Source organism: Nocardioides sp. WG-D5, from assembly GCF_054031175.1.
This window is the reverse complement of the sequence record NZ_CM132928.1, coordinates 2,602,458-2,617,908: the sequence shown is the minus strand read 5'-3', so window position 1 is coordinate 2,617,908 and position 15,451 is coordinate 2,602,458. Positions and strand designations below refer to the sequence as shown.

Here is a 15,451-nt window from a genome sequence, read left to right as displayed (position 1 = left end):
CGGGGTCCGGAGAAGGATCCCGTCGACGACGAGCGCCGGCTCCGCCCGATGTCGGGCGGAGCGATCACGGCATGGGCGGTCATCGGAATCGTCGGCGGCTGGCTGGCCCATCCGGTGCTGGAGGCCTGGCTCGGAGTCGCCCCGGTGGTCACCTGGGCGCAGCCGTTGGTGCTGCTGCTGATCGCCGGAGTCCTGGGCGTGACCGCCTGGATCACGCACCGTCAGCTGCAGGTACGCGGCGAGCGGATCGAGGCTCATCAGGCGGTCAACCGGCTGGTGCTCGCTCGCGCCTGCACCCTGGTCGGTGCGCTCCTCGCCGGGGGCTATCTCGGCTACGCGGTGAGCTGGCTGGGCTACGACGCCAGCACCGCGGCGGGTGAGCGACTGGTGCGTTCGGCCCTCGCGGCGGTGGCCGGCATCGCGATCGTCATCGCCTCGCGACTCCTCGAACACGCGTGCCGGGTCCGCAAACAGGATGAAAACTAGCCGTACCGTGGAAGCATGCCATCCCCATCCGCAACTTCAGTCACACGCAGGCGTCAGCGCAGCACACGCCTGACGGTCGCTGTAGCCCTGCTGGCGCTGGCCGCCATCACGATCACCGCCGCGGTGGCCTCCGGGTCCTGGCTGGTCGTCGTGCTCGCTGCCGTTCTCGGGCTCGCCTGTGGCGCTGCCGCTACCAAGATCACCCACTCCGAGCTTCTCCAGACCCGTCGCGACTGGGCGCGTGACCGCGCCGAGCAGGCCCAGGCCTACCGCGTCGAGTCCGAGAAGCGCGCCGAGGAGAACGCCGAGTTCCGCGCGCACATGGACGCCAAGCTCGCCGACCGTGTCCAGGCCGTCGAGGAGCTCGAGGCCGCTCTGGCCGCTGCTCACCAGCGTGCCGCCGACGCCGTCCGCCGTCGTGGCGAGGAGGCCCGCCGGGCCGCCCAGGCCGAGCTCCGCGGTGAACAGCTCGAGGCCCGCCTCCAGGCGGTCGAGGCCGACGCCGCCGAGGCGGCCATCCGGGTCGCCGAGCTCGAGTCCGAGCTGGACGCCGTTCGCGCCGAGCTGGAGGCCGAGCGCACCAGCTGGACGGGGGCTCAGTCAGCCTGACCGGCGCCCCACCCACAGATGTACGGATGGTGACGAAGCGCCAACATCGTCACCGCCCACCAGCCTCCCCACGCGTGAAAGAACGCCGCGACGGCCAAATCGATACTCGGGCGGGTAACTGTCGGGCTGCTCGCTCGTTATGATTTTTCCGAACGGGTAACGCGACCGTCGGGTCTCCGCGCTCTGCGGCGACACTTCGACACGGGTCGTTGGAAAGGGGAAGCCGGTGACGTTGATCGCCGAACGGGCAGTCACGATCACTGAAGGCCTCGCCTACCTACGCGATCTGATGGCCACGTACGCGAAGAGGACGCCGGTGACCTCGGTCGCCGTCCTCGGGAATGCTCCCCTCGGGCCCAGCGACGACCGGGCCGACGCGATCGACGACTCCGACCTGGTCATCCGGGTCAACAGCTTCGTGCTGGACGTCCCCGGTGAACCGCGCTGTCAGGGATCGCGGGCAGACGTCGTGATCTGGAACCGGATCACCCGCCCGACCCGGTTCACCTTCGACCGCTACCGCGAGCGCCTCTACCTCCTCGCGGAGCCCATGCGCTTCCACGGCCGCCCCGAGGTGTGGCCGATGTCCTGGCCGCCCGACCTGGGTTTCCTGCCCCTCCCCAACGCGGAGGTGCTCCCTCGTATCGGCGACGAGCTCGACATCCCCTGGCGGACCGAGAAGCTGGCGCCGACCACCGGCTTCACCGCCGCGTGGCTGGCCTTCCACCTGTTCCCGGAGTCCGAGATCAGGATGTCCGGGTTCTCGTTCATCGACAATCCCGGCCAGACCGAGTGGATCTACCAGGTCGGCGGGTCCTCGCCGGTGGCACCGGAGCACCGGATCGAGGCAGAGGCGCGTGTGATGACTGACTGGCTCAAGGAGGAACGGGTGTCTCTATGGCGTTGAAGCGACTGCGCGGCGAGGTCATCAAGAAGGTCCGGTCCGCTGCCGAGGCGGAGGAGTCGCGGGCCATCATCGAGGAGCTGCGCGCGATCACCGATCGGCAGCGAGTACGCATCGGAGACCTCGAGCGCGAGCTTGCTCGGGTGAGCCCGCAGGTCGCTGCTCTCGAGGCGCGCCTGGAGACCCTGCGCGACACCGTGGAGCGGGGCAACATCGCGACGACCGCCGCGGCGGGCGGCGACGTCGACACCGCCGCGATCTGGGCCGAGATCCAGCGTCAGCAGGAGCAGGTGCGCGCCCGCATCACCGCAGCCATGCGTTTCGAGGAACGGCTGCGACGGCTCGAGGACGGCAACCGCGTTGGCTGAGAGCATGTCGCAGGCTGCCCTGAGCATCGTCATCCCGTTCCACAACGTGGCGCCCTACTTCCAGACCTGCTTGGAATCGCTCCGCACCCAGACCTTCTCGGACTTCGAGGTGGTCATGGTCGACGACGCGTCCACCGACGGGTCCGCGGAGGTCGCGGAGCGGTTCGCCTCGATCGACCCCCGGTTCCGGGTGGTCCGTACGCCGAAGGTCGGTGTCGGCGTCGCGCGGAACATCGGCGTCGAGAACAGCCGGGGTGACCTGCTCGCGTTCGTCGATGCCGACGACTACGTCCCGGAGTATGCCTACGAGCTGATGACCGACACGTTGGCCGAGACGGGTTCGGACTTCGTCGCGGGCAACGCTCGCCGCTTCGACTCGGTGTCGGTCTGGCAGTCGTGGTCCCACCGCCGCCCGTTCGTCACCGCCCGGAAGTCGACACACTGCAGTCGCACCCACATCCTGGGCATCGATCGCTACATCTGGAACAAGGTGTACCGGCGCGACTTCTGGGACTCGGCCGGTCTCAGCTATCCGGACATGCTCTACGAGGACTACCCGGTCGCCCTCGCCGCCCACATCCGCGCCCGACAGGTCGACATCCTCGCCGACCCCGTCTACTACTGGCGGCAGCGCGACGGTGGCGAGGCGTCGATCACCCAGAGCCACTGGCATCTGGACAACCTCGAGGACCGCGTACGTTCCGCCGAGATGCTCTTCGACATGGTCGAGGAGCAGGCTCCCTACCTCTCCGACCTGGTGAAGTCGCACCTCACCGCGACCGACGTCCAGGTGCTCGCCCGATCCATCGAGGACCATCCGGCCGAGGAGGCCGGACGCATCTTCGACCTCGCCGGGCGCTACCTGGCGCGCATCGACGATCGGATCCTCGATCGGCAGGGCCCGTTCGAGCGACTCGTGTTCGACCTGCTGCGGCGCCGTCAGCGGGACGCGCTGACGGCGCTGACCCGCTACCGGGCCGAGTACGGCACCCAGGCGCCGCTCGCCCGTCGCCGGGACGGCTGGTACGCGAAGCTCCCGTCCTTCGGGGACGCTGCTGTCGGCGTCCCCGACTCGGTGTTCCGCCTGTCTCCGGCCTACATGAAGGCCAAGGCCGTGGCGACCGAGGCCTGGTGGAGCGGCTCCCGGATCGAGGTCCGGGTCAACATCGGTGCCAACACCCTCGCGCTCGCGCCGCGTACGCGCTTCAAGGTGTGGCTGGAGAGTCCGGCCGGCGTCAGGGTTCCGGTGGATCATGTCGCCCGGCCGCGGGCGATCGCGTTCGGCCAGGTGGACAGGTCCACGCTCGAGCTGAGCATCGATCCCTCGCGCCTGGCGGGCGATCGCCAGTGGCGCCTCATGATCGGGATCCGCAACCGCGATCTCCGCGACGTGATCCAGGTGACGACGTCGGGCGACGGGCGGGAGCGGTGGCAGGGCTGGCGCCGCATCGGCAACCGCTGGTGTCGCCCGGGACGCCTCCCCGGGGGCTTCGGGGTCACCGTTCGCGACCTTCCGGACGCCTGGGTGGACCATGCCACCGACCTCGGCGACGAGATCGAGATCCGGGGTGCGTTCCGGGGCGCTGCTCCTGCGAGCGCGGAGCTGACGCTCACGGGTCGCGGTGGCTCGGTGGTGACCCACCCGTTGACGATCGGCGAACGCGGCGAGCGGGGCATCACCCCGTGGCGGGTGACGGTGCCCGTCGGCGCCGTTCTCGAGCGGTCCGGGCTGGACATGCCCATGGAGGAGATCGTGCCGACCCGGGTGAAGCTGACCCGGAAGGGACGTACGTCTCCGCTGCCGGTGCACCCGGACTTCCTCGGTTCGCGATCGCTGATGAAGGGGCGGGCGGTGAACGCCACCCGCGACCCGAACGGCTCGTTCGTCATCACCGCGACGCCCGACCGCCCGGTCGTGCACGACGCCTGGTGGCAGGGTGAGGATCTGATCCTGCGTGGCCCGGACGGTCCCCGGCTGGAGTCGACCGGTGTCGTGCTCCGCACCTGGCCGACCCCGGAGAAGCCGCTCGACGTCCCCCTGGACGTGGTCGACCGCGACGGGGTCTTCCTGATCACCGTGCCCGCCGGTACGTTGCGGAGCACGGCGATCGAGCACGGTGCCTGCGAGACGGCGCCGTGGTCGCTGCTGGACGGCCGCGAGCACAAGCCGATCGTGGTGGCCCGCGAGCTCAGCGAACGGGTGCCTCAGCCCGCCGCGAACGAGGCGGCGAAGCTCGAGTTCGGCTGGTCGGACGAGATCCACCTGCGGCTCGCGCCGGTCACGCCGACCGCGTGACCGGCTGACGCCTGGTCGTGGCGCTAGCGCCTGGCCAGGCGTCGGAGCGCGGCGCGAACCCTTCTGAGCACACGGGCCGCGCGCCGGGCCCCGGGGACGCGTCCGAAACCGGCCCGCGCCCGCCCGGGGACGGCGGTCGCGCGCCGGGCGACCCGGTTCATGGACGTGGCCTGACGAGCGCTCAGCTGGTCCTCCAGCTCCTTGATGCGACTGTTCAGGGCCGTGACGTCGCGCCGGGCCGCCGTGCGAACCTCGTGGGTCATCGTCTGACGCTGCCGCATCTGCTGCTTGAACCAGGTCACCTGACCGCGCAGCGCCTCGTTCTCGGCCATCAGCTTCCGCAGCTCGCTCGGGTCGGCGTCCTGCGGCGCCTGCCGGCCCGCGACCACGGGTGCCATGCCGTTCGACGAGAGCGAGGACTCACGCCGCTGACGCACTCGGCGGATCTCCGCCGGGGTCACCGAGAGATCGACGGTCGCCGCGAGCAGGACGGCGAGCTCGTCCCGGCCGCGGCCGGCCGGCCAGGGGTGACGCCACCCCGCCACGCAGAGGTACGCGGCGAGCTCGTCCAGCAGCCCCAGCAGGATCTCGTCGGCGGACTCGCCGAGCTTCACCGTCGACTCGTGGACGGGGACGACCTGGTCGGCGTCGAGGCCGATCTCGTCGACCTGAAGACCGCACCATCGTTCGGGAGCGCCGGCCACGGCGTCGCGCAGCCGGCGTACGTGATCGCGTAGGCCGGACGCGTCCCGGCGGGCGGAGTCGCGCATGGCCTCGATCAGCCAGGACCGGTCGGCAGCCGTCCAGGACGTCTCGTCACCGGTCCGGTCGACACCGAGGACGGACGGCACCGGGGCGAGACCGCGCGCGACCAGCCAGCCACCGGCAGCCGCCGCGGCTCCCAGCGTGTCCAGCGTCTGGCCCAGCGCCGGCTGGAGCTCACGCAGCGTGGGGGTGTCGGCGGGGCGGCCGTGAGCGACCGCGAGCGCCACCGAGCAGGCCTCGGGAGCCGCGGCCAGGGTCGGGGAGTCGACGTCGGGCCACAGCGTGTATCCGCGACCTGCGAACCGTGCGCTCGCGTCCGCGAGGCTCGGCGGGTTCCCGCGATCGTGGACGGGGAACGACCAGTCGGCGTTGTCGTCGGAGGCCTCGGGGGTGACGGCCCTGAGCTGGGCGAGCGGCGATCCCGGGTTGGGCACGACCAGCGCCAGGCGAGAGCCGCCCGGTGCGATGCCGGCGAGGTGCTCGGCGATCGCCTGCCAGTCCGCGGGGTCGGCGTCGATCGTCGCGACCCGGCCGAGCCCGTCCAGCGCCAGCACGGCGTCGACCGGCCGATCGGGGGTCCACGCCCGCAGGTCACCGCAGACGACGTCCACGGACCTGGCGGCGTACCGCTCGGAGACGAGGTCGGCGTCGGCGTGCGTGCGCACCACGACCGTGGTCGTCGCGGCTGCGTCGACGGCCGCGTCGAGCAGGTCGAGGTCGTGCGGGCCGACGACGAGCAGGTGGGACGCTCCGCTCGCCGTCGCCACGGCGAACCGGGTCAGGACCGGTCCGCGGGGGAGCGGTCGGGTCCCGGCCAGGTCGGACCAGTCGTACATGTCGCCGGGGACGACGCTGTAGGTCGCGGTCTTCGCAGCCGTGTCGATGTCGTTCATGCAGTGATCTCCCATCCGAAGAGCGCGCGCAGCTCAGCAGGCGATGCCATCGCATCCAGCCCGAGCTCGCGCACGGTCGTGGCGCGTACTTCCTCTGCGTCGGTCTCCACCCCGTGGAACTCGGGGAACAGACGCCTGGCCTGCTCGTTCCCGTCCCGGACGCTGGCGTCCCGGACGTCGGCGAAGGTCATCGGGTCGCCGTAGACCGCGACCTCGGCACCGACGGACGCACCGTAGAAGATCGCCGTGGTCAGCCGGTTCGATGCGACCCGGCGGTGGCGGAGCTGCTCCGCGTACTGCTTGTGGAGGAAGCGGATGTCCGTGCCCTGGCGCAGCGTGCCTCGCTTGCCGTGGCAGATGACCCGGAAGCCGGCGTCCTCGTAGCGGCGGCGGATCTCCGGCATGTCGTACTCGATCCAGTAGAGACAGACGGTCACCGGGCCGTCCTCGGTGTCTCGGATCTCCGCGATCAGCCGGTCGTGGTCGCCGCTGACCTCGCCATGGTCCCAGGTGTGGAACGGGTAGAAGATCGTGCCCTCACGCTCGTCGGCCGGCGGGATGGGCTCGACGTCCTTCTTGAGCTCGAGCAGGTAGTTCCACGGGGCGCCGATCACCGCGTAGTCGCGCCAGCCGGCCGCCTGACCGCGGCGCAGGTTCGCGTGGGACCAGACGAACTTGGGGAAGCCGTAGGGCGGCGCGTGGCCCGGGCCGAAGCCGTGCAGGAGGTTCCAGCCGTGCTGGAGCACCCCCCAGATCGGACGCGGCTCCTCGAACGGGAGGCCGCAGTACTCCGAGAGGATGTGCGCGTGTCCGTACCAGTGGTTGCTCGTGTCCAAGTCTCAGTCTCCGAGAGGTAGCGAACGGATTCGGTCGGTCTTGACCGCGACCACGAGCACCGAGGACCCGAACGGCAGGTCGAGCCGGGGCAGCAGGCGCTCGTCGATGCGGGTGGCGCCGAGCAGCACCTTCTCGACCCCGGGGGAGACCTCGGGGAGCGGTGCGACGCCGCCGTCGGGAAGCTGCCGGGCGCCGGCTCCACCGCGCTCCTTGAGCCGGGTGACCAGGCGCTGAGCGGCGAACATGGGGAACGTACCCGCGAAGCCGTACGTCGCACGCACCGGCGAAAGCCCGGCGGCCCTGACCGCCGCCACCGCCCGCCGCCGGGTGTAGCGCCGGTGGTGGTGGTTGTGGTCGTCGTGGCTGGTCCAGGCCCAGTTGTACGCCGGCACCGACATGAGCAGCCGGCCGCCGGGGGCGAGCACGCGCTGGATCTCGGCGAGGGCGGTCGCCTCGAGCTCGCAGTGCTCGATGACGTCGAAGGCCGCGACCACGTCGAAGGAGCCGTCGGCGAACGGCAGTCCGGTCGCGGAGCCGCACACGCCGCCGTCGGCGAGGCCACGCGGGTCGACGTCCAGCGAGACGTGGTGCTCGGCCGTGCCCCGGAGCCAGGTGACGCTCGGCCCGTCGGCGCTGCCGACGTCGAGGAGGCGGCGTGGCGCCCCGACGTACGGCTTCATGACGGTCTCGAGGATGCGGGTGCGCGCCCGGTACCACCAGTAGTCGCTCTGGGCGATCGAGGGAGAGCCGCCGGACCTGGTGCCGAGCAGCATGCCCATGTCGGTCATCGGATGGAGATCTCGCTCACGTGGGTCGGAAGTGCGGAGGTAGCAGCAGAGTAGGCCAGTGCGATCTCATCGGCGATGCGACGCACGCCAACGGCGAAGGGCGTTTGCGTCCGTTGGTCGAGCTCCGGCCACACGACGCTGCGGACGCGCAGGTCGCGCACCTGGCCGGGCGTGCCGGCTCCCGGGATGCGCAGCCTCGCCCGTCGTCGGAAGACCCGGTTGATCTCTCCGATGACCGCCGCGAGGGTCACCCCATTGCCGGTGGCGAGGATCTTGACGACGGCGTTCGATCCGGCACGCTCGACCTGCTCGTGGAGCCCGTCGAGGGCCTCGACGACCATCTCCGCGCAGTCGCCGACATAGAGATAGTCCCGGATGGTGTCGAAGGAGACCCAGACCGGCAGTGGCGTGCCGCGCAGCTGGGCCAGGCACAGCTGAGAAACCAGGCCCTGGGGCTTGGAGAGCTTCTGGCCGGGCCCGTAGAGGTTGGTGATCCGGCCGAGCAGCGCCACCGACCCGGTCTCGGCGCAGAACGCGGTCAGTGCCTCTTCCATGGCCAGCTTGGCCCTGCCGTACGCCACCAGCGGGCGAGCCTCGGAGAGCTCGGTGAACGGGGGATCGGCCGAACCGGCGTAGACGCCGCCGGCGGAGGACGCGAAGAAGAACGCGAGCTGGGTGGCGGGCCGCAGCGCCGCGCGCAGGTCGGCGAGCACGTCGCGGAAGAGCGACACCTCGGTCTCGAGCTCGTCCGCCGGGGTGGCCACGAAGCCCGCGCCGGCGCACCAGGCGATGTTGACGCGGCCGTCCGGCGCGGAGCCGAGGAAGGCGGCGAGCTCGGACCTCAGGACGGCGCGGGCGGCGATCGGGTCGTGCCAGGGCACGCTCGCCGTGCGGACCGGCGCCCCGGAGCGCTCGAACGCGGTGCGTACGTGGCGGCCGAGCAGACCGCCGCCACCGACGACGAGCGTGGGCGGTCCGGACGGGCTGACGGCGCCGGTCACTCGGGGCGACCGGGCCGGGGTCCCTCGCGAAGCGGGCCGTTCGCGGGGTCGCTGACGATGACGTAGAGCGGCTTGCCCATGGCCATGTTGACGGAGACACCGAGGTATTCCGCGATCACGCCGAGGGTGAGCATGATGGCGCCGGAGCAGACCAGGACGGCCGCCATCAGCGAGGTCCAGCCCTGCACCGGGACCCCGCCGGCGAGGCGGGCGACGACCAGGGCGACCGCGAGCACGATGCCGGAGGCGGCGAGCAGGGCTCCGCAGATGCTGACCGCACGCAGCAGCCGGGTGCCGCCGGTGAGCACCATCCGCCAGAAGTGCGACATCAGGGAGCGGTAGTTGTAGCCGGAGGGTCGCTCACCCTCCTCGCGCAGCTCCACCGGGCAGGTCGCCACGTCCGAAATCACCCAGCTCAGGGCGACGTCGAGGTAGACCCCGTTGGCGGCGTAGGCGGACACGCTGCGGCCGTACTCGCCGAGGATCAGGCGGAAGCTGTTGAACTGCCGGGCGCTGCCACCGGGCATCAGGCGGTCGATGACGACCTTCGAGCCGCGCGACGTCAGGTTGCGCAGCGGACCGTGGGGTGCCGCGTTGGTGGGGCGGGCGTAGACGAGGGCGGCCCGCTCCCGGAGCGCGGTGTCGAGCATCGGCCGGATGTACGCCGGGTCGTGCTGGCCGTCCTCGTCCATCGTGACGATCCAGTCCGATCCCGACGAGGCCAGGCCGGCGAGGGTCGCGGCGTGCTGGCCGAAGTTGCGGCTCAGCCAGATCGGCCGAACGATGTCGTACTTCTCGGCGAGCTGTCGCATGGCGAGATCGGAGGCGTCCGGGCCGTGGTCGTGGACCAGGAGGATCTCGGTGACGCGTCCCTGGTGCCCGTCCGGGGTCACGAACGGTTCGGCGAGATCGACGATCTCGCTCACCACGTCCGGAAGCGTCTCGGCGCCCCGGTAGACCGGGATGACGACGGAGACGGTGTGGGTGAGGGACATCGCTAGGAAAATAGCGCATCCGGAGGGTCTTGGGTGTACTCCATGTAGGCGTTTTGTTGGCATGATCGCCCGCGTGACTGCAGACCCGGCAACCGTGGGCGTCGCACCTGACGCAAAGCCCTCCTCGGACCGCACGTTCTCGGGCCGTGCGCTCTCGGGAGGGACGTGGTCCGGTCTGCTCCCCGGGGTGCTCGTCGTGGGCCTGACCCTCGTCCTCGCGATGGTCGTGGCCGGCGTCGCTCTCGGCGACGCCCTCCTCTTCACCGGGTACGTCCTGGCGTTCCTCACGTTCCCCGGCACGGTGGTGTGGCGAGCGGTCGCGAAGCCGGGGCCGGGCCTCGGCAACGATCTGGTGCTCGGCACCATCCTCGGGTTCGTCCTCGAGGCCCCGCTCTACGTGCTGCTGCGAGCGATCGACCTCCCCTCGCTGATCTACGGCTACCCGGTCGCGGTGCTCGTCGTGACGCTGGTCGTCGCCCGGCGACGTCGACGGGTCGGTCCGGTCGTGGTCAGACGGGTCGTGGTCGGACGGGCGCACCTGTGGTCCTGGGCCGGAGCGGCGGTGGCGTGCGTGCAGGTTCTCCTGGTCACGAACCAGATGTGGTCCTACAGGCCGCTCGACGCGCTGCGGGCGCCGTACGTCGACGAGCCCTTCCACCTCGCCATCGCCGGCGACCTGCTGCACCACTTTCCCGGCCAGATGCCGTGGGTCGAGGGCACCCCGCTCTTCTATCACTGGCTGGTCTACGTCCACCTGGCGTCGGCGGCGACGGTCACCCACATCGAGCTCATCGTGCTCCTGCGCAGCCTGTCGATCGCGTTGCTCGTGCTGCTCACCGTCGGCGGAGCGTACGCAGCGGCCACACGCCTCACGGGACGGAAGTGGACCGGGTTCGTCGCTGCCCTCGTGCTCGCCATGGGTGCCACTCCGGACTTCTTCGGCTGGACGAGCCTGGTCAGCCCCGCACAGCTGGCCCTCGACTCCGTCACCCGCGCGTTCTACAGCCCGACGCACGCGTTCGTGATGCCGCTCCAGATGGTCCTGATGGTGCTGGTCGTCGAGATGATTCGGCGTGAGCGGTGGCGGTGGCGGCCGTGGCTGCTGACGGTGGTCGTCATGGTCGCGGTGGCCGGCGCGAAGTCGTCCGCCCTGCCGACGGTGATCGCCGCCCTGCTCCTCGCGCTCGTGGTCGCGGCCGTGCTGCGCCGCTGGCAGGCGGTCCGCACGCTCGCGGTCCTGTTCGGGTCGGCCGTCGCCGTCTTCCTGGTCGCGCAGCAGGTGTTCTACGGCGGCGGCACCCGGGCGACGACGATCGATCTCAACGGAAGCACCGTCCAACGGCTGGGCATCCTGATGCTGCCGGAGGGGGAGACCCTCCCCGGGTCAGCGCCGGTGTCGATCTGGATCTGCTTCACCGTCGGATTCGTCCTCGGTGCCGTGCCGCTGATCATCGGCCTGGTGCGCGGCGGCTGGCGCCGTCCCGACGTCGTGTTCCTGATCGGCCCGTGGGCCGCCGGGGCCGGTGCGTTGATGGTCCTGAGCCACCCGGCGCTGAGCCAGGCCTACTTCCTCCTGGGCGCCGCCGGGTTCTTCGCCGTGGCCACCGCCGTCGCGCTCTCGGACCTCCTCCCCGTCGACCTGTCGCGGCGCGACGTCGTGCGGATCCTCGGCTGCGCCGCTCTGGGCTGGCTCGCGCTCGTGGCCGTGAGGCTGATCGTGGGCGGCAAGATGCCGGCCACCGGCTCGGTCTTCACGCCGACGTTGCTGACCCAGCTCGCCATCGGGCTGCTGGTGCTCGCCGTCGCGGTCGTCCTCGTGCTGCTGTACGCCAAGCGCACGACGGTCGCGGCGATCCCCGCGGTCGTGGCGCTGATGCTGGGAGTCGTGCTCGCCGGCGCACCGCAGACCACCGCGCTCGCGGTCGCCGGCCCCTGGCTTCCCAAGGCTCCCGCCACGGACATCATCGGCCCGGGTGGCGTCGCCGCCGCACGGTTCGTCCGCGAGCACTCGCAGCCGGACGAGCTGATCGCGACCAACGCGCACTGCATCGGGCTGCCCGTGCCCGACTGCGACCGTCGGAACTTCTGGATCGCGGGCTATGCCGAGCGGCGGGTCCTGGTGGAGGGGTGGGCCTACATCGACCCGACGGTGGTCGGGCAGCCGTCCACGGACCTCAACAACTCCGCCCACCTGCCCTTCTGGGACCCGCAGCTGCTCGAGGCCAACGACGCGGCCATCACGCGTCCGTCACCGGAGACGATCGGCACGCTGCGTGACGAGTACGGGGTCGACTGGCTCGTCGTCGACCGCCGCTACCTGGCCGACCTCCCCGGCATCCGCCGCGAGCTCGGCCAGCCGCGCTTCAAGGGCGGGCTCTACTCCGTGTTCGACCTGCGCTGACCGGTGACGCCGGTCACGCCGATCGCGCCGGCCACGCCGGTCAACGGCGCAGGAGGCGACGCAGCCGGCCCCGCTGTCGGGCCGCCTCCGCTTCCCTCCTGCGGGCGCGGGCGGCTTCGACCTCCTCCTGGATCTCCTCCGGGATCGTGTGCAGGCCCTGCATGACCAGCTTCACGACCTGCAACACCTCATCGCCCGGGATCTCGGAGTAGTCGCCGATGTTGTAGTCGGGGAAGGTGCTCCGCTCGATCATCTCGGCGAAGTCGAAGCCGCCGAGCTTGCCGATGAGGAGGTTGTCCTCGCGGTAGTCGTCGAGGAGCTCCTGGCGGAACTCGGGGGTCATGTAGACCGCGCTGGTGTTGTTCCACCCGAGCTGGGTGGTCAGGGTGACGAAGTCGCCACGGATCATCTGGATCCACCGCAGCCGGGTGGCCTTCCAGGAGTCGGCGCCGCGGAGCCGGCCCCGCATCGGGGCGGCCGCCACGATCGGAGCCAGGTGCCGTGCGGTCTCGACGGTCCGCCAGCCGGAGCCGACGTTGCTCGAGGCGGCCCCGGTGGCCTTGATCGGGAGTTCGCACGTGCTGAAGAAGTCCGCGACGGCGTTGCCGTCGCGGAGCTCCTTGCGGATGAAGGGACGCAGCCGGAGGTCGACGTCGGGGATGGCGGTGGTGATGGTCTCGGCGAACTGTCCGTAGTGGAGGAAGCTCATGTCGAGCGGTGACCACTCGCGGAACTCCTCGAAGGGGAGATCGACCAGCTCGGCGTGCTCCGGTCGCATCACCATCAGCCGCTCGACGTAGAAGGCGTTGTAGAACGTGGCCTGGTCGCGGACGTAGTGGACCCAACGGACCTGCGCGCCGGCCTGGCGCGCGTACTCACCGATCGCGCTGATGTGCTCGGGCGTGAGCAGCGAGAACGACTCGCACGAGATCACGGTGGTCTCGGCGCTGCCCGAGGCGATCGACTCGACGAGCTGCTCCCAGGTGCCGAGGGCCGGCATGAAAAGCACCTCGCCGACCAGCTGGGAGTAGAGGTTCTGGTGCTGGATGCTGTGCTCGCCACGGCCGATGGTGGGGTAGACCACCTCGGGCGGGAGGGTCCCCTCCTTGTTGGCGCGGGCGAGGAAGGACTGGATCGCCGTGCTCCCGGTCTTGAAGGTGCCGGAATGGACGATCAGAGTCTTCTGCATGCAACGCTCCAATTGTCGCTGCTGGGATGGGGTGCGGCGCGACGTCCCGCGTGGTCACGAATCCTACTGGCCGAGGCTCACTGACCGAGCTTCTTCTGCTCGATCTGGGCGTTGATCTCGACCAGCTCGGGATGAGCCTCCAGGAGCGCGACGAGGCCGGCGGCGTCGAGACGATGCGCGTCGTGCTCCTCGATAAGGATCCGCAGGAGCTGCATGTCCTCGGGGGTGTCGAGCGTGATCCGGTACGCCGAGGCGTCCCGCTCCCACGGCAGGTTGAGCTTGGGCCGGGCGCTGTCGGTGTAGAGCCACGGGGTGACGTGCTCGCGGTGGGGAGTCTCGGTGGCGTTCCGGTCGGCCTCCAGCAGCGCCTCCGCGGAGAAGACCTCGAAGTCGAGCCCTCGCGGGTAGGTGCGCTCCAGGGCGTTGCTGGCATAGAGCGCGGGGTCACCGGCGGCCACCCAGGCGTCCACCCCGCGGCGTACGACATCGCCGTCGATCAGGGGGCAGTCGCTGGTCACCCGGACGACGACGTCGGGCTCGAACTCTCGCACCGCCAGCGCGAAGCGGGACAGCACGTCGTGCTCGCTGCCCCGGACCACCGCCGCGCCGAGCTTGTCGGCCAGGACGGCGACCGGATCGTCGTCGGCGTTGGTGGTCGTCGCGACGATCACCGCGAGCCCGGCCGCGGTGAGCCGGGTGAGGTGGTGCTCGAGCATGGTGACGCCGGCCGCCTCGCGCAGCACCTTGCCGGGGAGGCGGGTGCTGGTCATCCGGGCCTGGGTGATGACGGTGGTCTTCACAGGATGCCGATCAGGGTCTCGACGACCTGGTCGACCTGGTCGTCGGTCAGGTCGGGGAAGAGCGGCAGGGAGAGCTCCTCGACGTAGAACGCCTCCGCGTTCGGGCACATCCCGCGCCGGTAGCCCAGGTCGGCGTAGACCGGATGCCAGTAGACCGGGATGTAGTTGACCTGTACGCCGATGCCGGATGCCCGCATCTTCTCGAAGACCTCACGGCGCCGGTCCTCGAGGATCCGCACCGGGTAGAGGTGCCACGCCGGGTCGACGCCCTCGCGCTGCACCGGCAGCCGCAGCCCGTCGACGTCGGCGAGCGCGCTGTTGTAGCGGGCGGTGATCTCCGCGCGCCGCTGCTTGAACCCGGCCAGCCGCTTCAGCTGGGAGAGGCCGAAGGCGCACTGCAGGTCGGTGAGCCGGTAGTTGAGCCCGAACTCGTGGACCTCCTGGTGCCACGGCCCCTCGTCCTTGATCCGGAACCGGTCGGCATCACGCATCAGCCCCACGAAGTGGAACTCGTGGGCCCGCTGCGCGATGGCGGCGTCCTTGGCGACGACGGCGCCGCCCTCGGCGGTGGTGAGGTTCTTGGTCGGGAAGAACGAGAGCGTGGTCAGGTCGGCCAGGTCCCCGACCGGGCGCCCGCCGGCGAAGCCACCGATCGAGTGGGCCGCGTCGCCGAGGGTCAGCGCTCCGACCCGGTCGGCGATCGGCTGCAGCGCGGCGTAGTCGGCCGGATGGCCCGCGTAGTCGACGGCCGCCACGACCTTGGTGCGGTCCGTGACGAGGGCGTCGACGGCGGCCGGGTCGAGGAGGGCGGTGTCCTCCTCGACGTCGGCGAAGACGACCTTCGCCCCGAGCAGCGAGGCCCCCGACGCGGTCGCGACGAACGTCATCGGCGTGGTGACGACCTCGTCGCCGGCACCCACGCCGGCGGCGGCATAGGCGATGTGGAGGGCGGCGGTGCCGGAGGTGCACGAGACCGCCCGGTGCCCACCGACCAGGTCGGAGAGCGCCTGCTCGAACGCGTCGACCGTCGGCCCGGTGGTCAACCAGTCGCCGCGCAGGATCGCGGTGACGGCCTCGATGTCCTCCTCGGAGACCGACTGGCGGCCGTAAGGCAGCATG

The 15,451-nt window shown here is 70.8% G+C and carries 14 protein-coding genes; 6 read left to right on the top strand and 8 right to left on the bottom strand.

Features of this window, described 5'->3' with window-relative positions:
* Positions 1-48: 48 nt before the first annotated feature.
* The 5 genes from ACWZJV_RS12710 (at position 49) to ACWZJV_RS12690 (ending at position 4,663) form a co-directional block, all read left to right on the top strand.
* Positions 49-486, top strand: coding sequence for a DUF3180 domain-containing protein (locus ACWZJV_RS12710; RefSeq protein ID WP_196872424.1), 438 nt, complete (start codon positions 49-51; stop codon positions 484-486).
* Positions 487-501: 15 nt separating this feature from the next.
* Entirely contained in the window at positions 502-1,095 is a 594-nt protein-coding gene (locus tag ACWZJV_RS12705) for a hypothetical protein (protein ID WP_008354934.1), read from the top strand.
* A gap of 226 nt (positions 1,096-1,321) precedes the next feature.
* Positions 1,322-2,002: an EchA3 gene (locus tag ACWZJV_RS12700; protein ID WP_008354931.1), complete on the top strand. Its 681-nt coding sequence runs from the start codon at positions 1,322-1,324 to the stop codon at positions 2,000-2,002.
* On the top strand, positions 1,993-2,367 hold the full coding sequence (locus tag ACWZJV_RS12695; protein WP_008354928.1) for a hypothetical protein: 375 nt from the start codon (positions 1,993-1,995) through the stop codon (positions 2,365-2,367). Before ACWZJV_RS12700 ends, ACWZJV_RS12695 begins: the two co-directional genes overlap by 10 nt.
* A 4-nt stretch (positions 2,368-2,371) precedes the next feature.
* On the top strand, positions 2,372-4,663 hold the full coding sequence (locus ACWZJV_RS12690; RefSeq protein WP_457181698.1) for a glycosyltransferase: 2,292 nt from the start codon (positions 2,372-2,374) through the stop codon (positions 4,661-4,663).
* 23 nt (positions 4,664-4,686) lie between these two features.
* Here ACWZJV_RS12690 and ACWZJV_RS12685 read toward each other — a convergent pair whose 3' ends face one another.
* The 5 genes from ACWZJV_RS12685 to ACWZJV_RS12665 are packed head-to-tail and all read right to left on the bottom strand — an operon-like array spanning position 4,687 to position 9,942.
* A complete protein-coding gene (locus ACWZJV_RS12685; protein WP_457181697.1) occupies positions 4,687-6,321 on the bottom strand; it encodes a hypothetical protein in 1,635 nt (544 codons plus the stop codon).
* The gene (locus ACWZJV_RS12680; RefSeq protein ID WP_457181696.1) at positions 6,318-7,157 is read right to left on the bottom strand and encodes a hypothetical protein; all 840 of its coding nucleotides are present in this window, start codon (positions 7,155-7,157) and stop codon (positions 6,318-6,320) included. Before ACWZJV_RS12680 ends, ACWZJV_RS12685 begins: the two co-directional genes overlap by 4 nt.
* Positions 7,158-7,160: 3 nt before the next feature.
* Entirely contained in the window at positions 7,161-7,946 is a 786-nt protein-coding gene (locus tag ACWZJV_RS12675) for a class I SAM-dependent methyltransferase (protein WP_457181695.1), read from the bottom strand.
* Positions 7,943-8,947 carry an NAD-dependent epimerase/dehydratase family protein gene (locus ACWZJV_RS12670; protein WP_457181694.1) on the bottom strand — a complete coding sequence of 335 codons (1,005 nt, stop codon included), beginning with the start codon at positions 8,945-8,947 and terminating at the stop codon, positions 7,943-7,945. The genes ACWZJV_RS12675 and ACWZJV_RS12670 overlap by 4 nt, the downstream gene beginning before the upstream one ends.
* Entirely contained in the window at positions 8,944-9,942 is a 999-nt protein-coding gene (locus tag ACWZJV_RS12665; RefSeq protein WP_457181693.1) for a glycosyltransferase, read from the bottom strand. The genes ACWZJV_RS12670 and ACWZJV_RS12665 overlap by 4 nt, the downstream gene beginning before the upstream one ends.
* A 73-nt stretch (positions 9,943-10,015) precedes the next feature.
* On the opposite strand from ACWZJV_RS12665, the gene ACWZJV_RS12660 reads away from it, so the two are divergent.
* Positions 10,016-12,343 (top strand): hypothetical protein, encoded by a 2,328-nt coding sequence (locus tag ACWZJV_RS12660; protein WP_457181692.1) that lies wholly within the window; start codon positions 10,016-10,018, stop codon positions 12,341-12,343.
* 40 nt (positions 12,344-12,383) lie between these two features.
* Here the strand turns inward: ACWZJV_RS12660 and ACWZJV_RS12655 are convergent, their stop codons facing one another.
* From ACWZJV_RS12655 to ACWZJV_RS12645, 3 genes are all read right to left on the bottom strand, one after another.
* Entirely contained in the window at positions 12,384-13,532 is a 1,149-nt protein-coding gene (locus ACWZJV_RS12655) for a hypothetical protein (RefSeq protein WP_457181691.1), read from the bottom strand.
* A gap of 77 nt (positions 13,533-13,609) precedes the next feature.
* Positions 13,610-14,332 (bottom strand): cytidylyltransferase domain-containing protein, encoded by a 723-nt coding sequence (locus tag ACWZJV_RS12650; protein WP_457181690.1) that lies wholly within the window; start codon positions 14,330-14,332, stop codon positions 13,610-13,612.
* Positions 14,329-15,450, bottom strand: coding sequence for a DegT/DnrJ/EryC1/StrS family aminotransferase (locus tag ACWZJV_RS12645; protein ID WP_457181689.1), 1,122 nt, complete (start codon positions 15,448-15,450; stop codon positions 14,329-14,331). The genes ACWZJV_RS12650 and ACWZJV_RS12645 overlap by 4 nt, the downstream gene beginning before the upstream one ends.
* Between the last annotated feature and the right edge of the window lies 1 nt (position 15,451).

Coding starts and splice junctions, on each gene's coding strand:
- ACWZJV_RS12710 (WP_196872424.1), top strand. CDS start 49: ATGTCGGGCGGAGCGATCACGGCATGGGCGGTCATCGGAATCGTCGGC.
- ACWZJV_RS12705 (WP_008354934.1), top strand. CDS start 502: ATGCCATCCCCATCCGCAACTTCAGTCACACGCAGGCGTCAGCGCAGC.
- ACWZJV_RS12695 (WP_008354928.1), top strand. CDS start 1,993: ATGGCGTTGAAGCGACTGCGCGGCGAGGTCATCAAGAAGGTCCGGTCC.
- ACWZJV_RS12690 (WP_457181698.1), top strand. CDS start 2,372: ATGTCGCAGGCTGCCCTGAGCATCGTCATCCCGTTCCACAACGTGGCG.
- ACWZJV_RS12685 (WP_457181697.1), bottom strand. CDS start 6,321: ATGAACGACATCGACACGGCTGCGAAGACCGCGACCTACAGCGTCGTC.
- ACWZJV_RS12675 (WP_457181695.1), bottom strand. CDS start 7,946: ATGACCGACATGGGCATGCTGCTCGGCACCAGGTCCGGCGGCTCTCCC.
- ACWZJV_RS12665 (WP_457181693.1), bottom strand. CDS start 9,942: ATGTCCCTCACCCACACCGTCTCCGTCGTCATCCCGGTCTACCGGGGC.
- ACWZJV_RS12655 (WP_457181691.1), bottom strand. CDS start 13,532: ATGCAGAAGACTCTGATCGTCCATTCCGGCACCTTCAAGACCGGGAGC.
- ACWZJV_RS12645 (WP_457181689.1), bottom strand. CDS start 15,450: ATGCTGCCTTACGGCCGCCAGTCGGTCTCCGAGGAGGACATCGAGGCC.